Source organism: Pseudomonas kitaguniensis, assembly GCF_009296165.1.
Lineage (GTDB): Bacteria > Pseudomonadota > Gammaproteobacteria > Pseudomonadales > Pseudomonadaceae > Aquipseudomonas > Aquipseudomonas kitaguniensis.
Window position 1 is genome coordinate 1 of the sequence record NZ_VUAZ01000198.1, and the last position, 5,813, is coordinate 5,813.

Sequence of the window (5,813 nt, forward strand, 5' to 3'; positions counted from 1 at the left end):
GAATGCAGTCAAATGTGGGAGGGGGCTTGCTCCCGATGGCGGAGTGTCAGGCGCTACACAGCCTGGCAGCGCCTAGCGGCTGGCTTTTTTCTTCGGCACGATCTTGCTCAGCATCTGCTTGGCCTTGCCGGTCAGGCGCGTAAGTTTCGACTCTTTCTCGGGTTGTGCCAGGCCTTGCTGCCGCAGCCAGTCCTTCCAGCGAATGCGCTCATCACGTACCAGCCAGCCTTCCTGCTGGGCGAAGCTTTCTGCCAGGTATAAACCGCGGGTGCTGGCCGGATACAGCTGGTCCTTCTTGACGGTGTACAGCTCGGCGATGGGCTGGCCGTCTTTGAGTGGCATCAGGTACAGGTCTGGGCGCTGGCGGTCCAGGCGCGCCACCAGTTGGTCACCTTCAAGCCGTTCATCGACATGAAACAGGCTCAGGGATTTAGCTTCCTTGGGCACTTCCAGGCGCAAGTCATAGATCAATTGCAACGACGCCGTCGGCAAGTGCACGTACGCCCGTGGGCGCTCGATCAATTGCGTGGTCGCGCAGCGCACCGGGCGTGCCGCGCCGGACAACGGGCTGAGGCGAAACGGCAGGGCTTCGCGGTAATGCAAGGCGGCAGAATAGGGCGCCGGCAGCCACGTGTCGTTAAAGCGCCCGCCAAGCCAGCCTTCGGGCGTCTCCAGCAAGCACTCTTCGGCAATTTCCTGGATGGCGGTGTGCAGCGGCAGGTTCAGCTCATGCGCAGGCACGTAGCCGGAGATCAGCTTGAGCACCACATCGCCACGGTCCTGGCGGCGTTGGCGCACCAGCACCCAGTAATCCTTGTTTTGCCAGTGCAGGGTCAGGCGCACCGAGACGCCGAGGTTCGCCAGTTCCAGCGCAAACCGTTCGGGGTCTGCCACCTCCACCGGCTTGCGCCGTTGCAGGGTCTGGGCAAAGTTGAGCGGCATGCCCACGCTCTGGTAACTCAAACCCTCGGGCGTGGCTTCGACGTGCAGCGGCAGTGTTTTAAAGTTGCTGGGGTTTTTTCTAATGAGCGTTCGCGGCATGTCGGCTCCTTCTTGCGACGGGGTCGGCCGCGTCGGCGGCATCAGAGTTGACGAATGACCTTGGCAGCGGTCGCCACGTTATGGGCCAGGTGCAGCGGATTAATGGTCCCGACAATAGCACTGGCGACGCCCGTTTGCGCAAACAACAACATGAAACTCGATTGAATTGGATCCATTCCCGGCGCAAGACAAACGTGGCCGCTGGCCAGAGCCTTTTTCACCAGGATGCCTTTGCCGTGAGCCGCCGCGTAATCAATCACGGCTTTCTCGGCCTGTTCGTTCAGATTGTAGGTAACCATCGCGCAGTCGCCCAGTTCCAGGGCTTTTATGCCGCCCTCGACGGTTTTGCCAGAGAAGCCGAAACCACGGATCTTGCCCTCTTTTTTCAGCGCCTCCAGGGTTGGGTAAACCTCGCAATCGTTGAGAATATGCAGGTCGTTGCCATCCGAATGCACCAGCACCAGGTCGATAAAATCCGTTTCAAGTCGTTGCAAGCTGCGCTCAATCGACAGGCGGGTATGCGCCGCGCTGAAGTCGTGATGCGACACACCCTCGGCAAACTCTTCGCCGACCTTACTGACGATCACCCAGTCGTTGCGCTGGCCGCGCAACAACGGCCCCAGGCGTTCTTCGCTGCGGCCATAGGCGGGGGCGGTGTCGATCAAGTTGATGCCCAACTGGTGCGCCTGGCGCAGCAACATCCGCGCTTCATCATCATTCGGAATCTGGAAACCGTTGGGGTATTTCACCCCTTGGTCGCGGCCCAGCTTGACGGTGCCCAGGCCCAGTGGCGACACCAGCAGGCCGGTGCTGCCCAGAGGGCGATGCAAGTCGTGCAACGTTGGCAGGCTCATGGCAAGAGTTGCTCCCATGCAGGTTGGCCGATGGCAGGTTTGGGCAGGTCGGGCAGGGCGTCGCCAGCGCTTGGGCGGATGCCGTCGCGCTGCAGGGCATTGAGCACCCGGTCAGCGAAGTCCGGCGCGAGTGCCAGCTTGGTCGGCCAGCCCACCAGCAGGCGGCCTTGTTCGGCGAGGAACGCGTTGTCGGGGCGGCTGAGCCCCGATTGCAGCGGCTCGGCGCGGTCGACCCGCAGGGTGGCCCATTGGGTTTGGCTCATGTCGATCCAGGGCAGCAGTTGCGCCAGCTCTTTTTGCGCCGTGGCGATCTGTTCTTGCGGCGTGCGCGCCACGCCATCCGCCTCGGCAATATCGCCGCCCAGGTACCACACCCAATTGCCATCGGCCGCCGGGTGAGTGGTCACGGTGATGCGCGGCTTGGTGCCGCCGCCCAGGCAGTGCGCGTACAGCGGCTTGAGGCCGGGGCCTTTGGCGATGATCATATGCAGCGCACGTTTTTGCATGGCCGGTTGGCTGAGGCCGAGTGCGCCGAGCAAGTCCGCCGTGCCGCCACCGGCACTCAACACGATGCGCTGGGCGCGAATGTCGTGGCCATCCACCTTCAAGCCGACGAGTGTGTCGCCTTCCAGCAGCGGTTCGATGTGCTGCCCGGCCAGCAAGCCGTCGCCCGCCAGTTGGGCCAGGCGTTCGATCAAGCTTGGCACGTCGACCACCAGCTCTGCCAGGCGATACACCTTGCCCTTGAAGCGACGGTCTTGCAGGGCCGGAGGCAGTTCATCGCCCTTGACCTGATCGACGCGGCCGCGCACGGCTTTGCTGGCGAAAAAGCTCGTGAGGTTGCCCGCCAACGTGCCGGGGGACCACAAGTAATGCGCTTGGGACAACACGCGCACGCTGGAAAGATCCAGCTCGCCGTCACCCGCCAAGGCTTCACGCCAGCGGCGCGGCATGTCGGCAATCGCTTCGGACGCGCCGGTGAGGGCGCCGTGCAGGGCGTATTTTGCGCCGCCGTGAATAATCCCCTGAGACTTCACGCTTTGCCCGCCACCCAGCGTGGCGCTTTCCACCAATACCGTGGAAAACCCCTCGCGGCGCAGGCGCGCATTCAGCCAGAGGCCGGCAACCCCGGCGCCGACAATCAGAACGTCGGTGGAAATAACGGATGGCATGGGCGACCTCAGTGTTCAAGACAAGAGGCGCAGTATACAGGCTGTTGAGCGGTGATCAGTGCCCGGCGGTTTTCGAGAACAGCTGAATCACCACCACGCCCAGCACGATCAAGCCCATGCCCATGATTGCCGGCGCATCAAGCTTCTGCCCATAGATAAACAGCGCCGCAATACTCACCATCACAATGCCCATCCCGGCCCACACCGCGTAAGCCACGCCTACCGGCACAGTGCGCACCACCAGCGTCAGCATCCAGAAGGCTACGCCGTAGCCGACAATTACCAGCGCCAGCGGGATGGGCGTGCTCCAGCCTTTGATGGCTTTCATGGACACGGTCGCGATGACTTCCGAGCAAATGGCAACGGCCAGGTAAAGGTAGGCGACATTCATGGGGTAATCCTCGGTGCGTAGCGTGTTTGACTAAGGCGGCCATTCTAACGCTTCAATAGATGGGATAAAGTCATTACCTATCCGAATTAAAGATGGGTTGAGCCATGAGCGTGCAATGGAACCTGGAGCAGATGCGCCTGTTTGTCAGCGTCGCCGAGCAGCGTTCTTTTTCCGCCGTGGCGCGTGACCAGCGCAAGGCGCAATCGGCGGTGAGCAACGCGATTGCCCTGCTCGAAGCCGACCTTGGGCTGAGCCTGTTCGAGCGAAGCAGCGGCCGCCAGCCGAGATTGACCGAAGCCGGCAGCGTGTTGCTCGAAGAGGCACGCGAGGTGTTGCGCCAATGTGAGCGGCTGAATGGCCGCGCGCTGTCCCTCACGCGTGGCGAGGAAGCTTGCCTGCGGCTGGCCCAGGACGAAGCCATGTTGTTCCAGCCGGTGCTCGACAGCCTTGAGGCGTTGGCCGGGAAATACCCGCATCTTGAAGTGCAACTGTCGAGTGCGGCGCAGGGCGATGTGGCGCGCAAGCTGGTGGAGCGCAAGGCGGATTTGGGCCTGTTGTTCTATCACGACCAGATCCCCGAGGCCCTTGAACGCCGGGTCGTCGGCAGCGTGGAGATGGTCACCGTGTGCGGCGTGAATCACCCGCTGGCCACAGAGCCATACGTGGACTGCCAGCGCCTGGCGCAGTTTCGCCAACTGTTGATGTCGACCCAAACCAGTGTTTACCCCGGCAGCGAAGCCGCCAGCCCACTGGTGTGGCGCGCCGACAGTTTTTACGTATTGGCCGAATGGCTGATGAGCGGCCTCGGCTGGGCGTGGTTGCCCCGGCACATCGTGCAGTACCCGACGTATCAACACCAAATGGTTGAACTGGACAGCGAATGGATCCCGCCGGCCCTGGTGGTCGAACTGGTTTGGCGCCGCGACGAGCACCTCGGCCCCGCTGCACGCTTCCTCGCCGAACGATTTGCCGAGTGCTTGCGGGCGATCGACTGAAAAAGCCGATAAACTCCGCCGCCATGAATAGAACTCTCTATAGCTGTTTGTTTTACCTGGCGCTGCCGTTGGTGGCTTTACGTCTGTGGCTGCGCGCGCGCAAGGCGCCGGCGTATGCCAAGCGCGTCAGTGAGCGGTTTTCCTACGGCCTTCCGGTGATGCAACCAGGCGGTATCTGGGTGCACGCGGTGTCGGTGGGCGAAAGCATTGCGGCTGCGCCGATGATTCGCGGCTTGCTTGCACGCCATCCGACGCTGCCGATCACCGTCACCTGTATGACGCCCACCGGTTCCGAGCGCATTCAGGCGTTGTTCGCCAATGAGCCGCGCATTCAACACTGCTATTTGCCTTATGACTTGCCCTGCGCCGCGAAGCGCTTTTTGGACCGCGTGCAGCCCACACTGGCGGTGATCATGGAAACCGAGCTGTGGCCCAACCATATCAACGCCTGTGCCCAGCGCGGCATTCCGGTGGCCTTGGCGAATGCGCGGCTGTCGGCGCGTTCGGCCAAAGGTTACGCACGTTTCGCCAAGCTGACGGCGCCGATGCTCGCGCAAATGAGCCTGTTCGCGGTGCAGACACCCACCGAAGCGCAGCGTTTTCTAAGCTTGGGCGCGCGCCCTGAAAGCGTCGAAGTCACCGGCTCGATCAAGTTCGACCTGACCATCGACCCCGAGCTGCCGGAGCGCGCCAGCGCTTTGCGCGCGCAATGGGGCGCCAGTGAGCGCCCGGTATGGATCGCTGCCAGTACGCATGAAGGTGAAGATGAAGTGGTACTGGCTGCCCATCGCCAGTTGCTCGCCAGTTATCCCAACGCGCTGCTGATTCTGGTGCCGCGTCATCAGGAGCGTTTCGGCGCAATGTTTGAGTTGTGCGAACAACAGGGCTTTGCCACCGTGCGCCGCTCCAGCGGCGAGCCGGTGACTGCGCAAACCTCGGTGCTGCTTGGCGACACGATGGGCGAGCTGTTGTTTCTTTATGCGTTGGCTGACAGTGCCTTTGTTGGCGGCAGCCTGGTGCCTACGGGAGGGCATAACCCGCTGGAGCCGGCGGCGTTGGCCAAACCAGTGATCATGGGGCCGCATGTGTTCAACTTTCTCGACATCAGCGCGATGATGCGCGACGCCGGGGCTTTGCGAGCAGTGGATGACGCCGAAGGGTTGGCCGAGGCGGTGCGGCAGTTGTTCGAATTGCCGCAGGACGCGCGCAAGATGGCGCAGGCCGGGCTGGTGGTGATGCAGGCTAACCAGGGCGCCTTGAAGCGCTTGCTGGATGGGTTGGACACGCTGCTAAACCGCTGAGCCGGCGTTCTGTGTGGCAGCTTGAAAGCCGACCTGAGTGGTTGGATCAAAAGCGCTTT

Annotated in this window: 6 protein-coding genes; 2 read left to right on the plus strand and 4 right to left on the minus strand. The window is 62.4% G+C overall.

From position 1 onward, the window contains the following. Window positions 1–72 precede the first annotated feature (72 nt). Genes F0169_RS26010 through F0169_RS26025 form a run of 4 tightly spaced genes read right to left on the minus strand, consistent with a single transcriptional unit; the run spans window position 73 to window position 3,458 of the window. Entirely contained in the window at window positions 73–1,041 is a 969-nt protein-coding gene (locus F0169_RS26010; RefSeq protein ID WP_058411376.1) for a hypothetical protein, read from the minus strand. Between the two features lie 41 nt (window positions 1,042–1,082). Further along, window positions 1,083–1,895 carry an aldo/keto reductase gene (locus F0169_RS26015; protein ID WP_152748014.1) on the minus strand — a complete coding sequence of 271 codons (813 nt, stop codon included), beginning with the start codon at window positions 1,893–1,895 and terminating at the stop codon, window positions 1,083–1,085. Beyond that, complete coding sequence (locus F0169_RS26020) at window positions 1,892–3,067, minus strand: NAD(P)/FAD-dependent oxidoreductase (RefSeq protein WP_152748015.1); 1,176 nt, start codon at window positions 3,065–3,067, stop codon at window positions 1,892–1,894. The genes F0169_RS26015 and F0169_RS26020 overlap by 4 nt, the downstream gene beginning before the upstream one ends. A 55-nt stretch (window positions 3,068–3,122) precedes the next feature. Further along, entirely contained in the window at window positions 3,123–3,458 is a 336-nt protein-coding gene (locus F0169_RS26025; protein WP_058411373.1) for a DMT family transporter, read from the minus strand. 104 nt (window positions 3,459–3,562) lie between these two features. Between F0169_RS26025 and F0169_RS26030 the strand changes: the two genes are divergently transcribed. Beyond that, window positions 3,563–4,453 carry a LysR family transcriptional regulator gene (locus tag F0169_RS26030; RefSeq protein WP_152748016.1) on the plus strand — a complete coding sequence of 297 codons (891 nt, stop codon included), beginning with the start codon at window positions 3,563–3,565 and terminating at the stop codon, window positions 4,451–4,453. Window positions 4,454–4,476: 23 nt separating this feature from the next. Then, on the plus strand, window positions 4,477–5,754 hold the full coding sequence (waaA, locus tag F0169_RS26035; RefSeq protein ID WP_122251193.1) for a lipid IV(A) 3-deoxy-D-manno-octulosonic acid transferase: 1,278 nt from the start codon (window positions 4,477–4,479) through the stop codon (window positions 5,752–5,754). The last annotated feature ends 59 nt before the right edge of the window (window positions 5,755–5,813 follow it).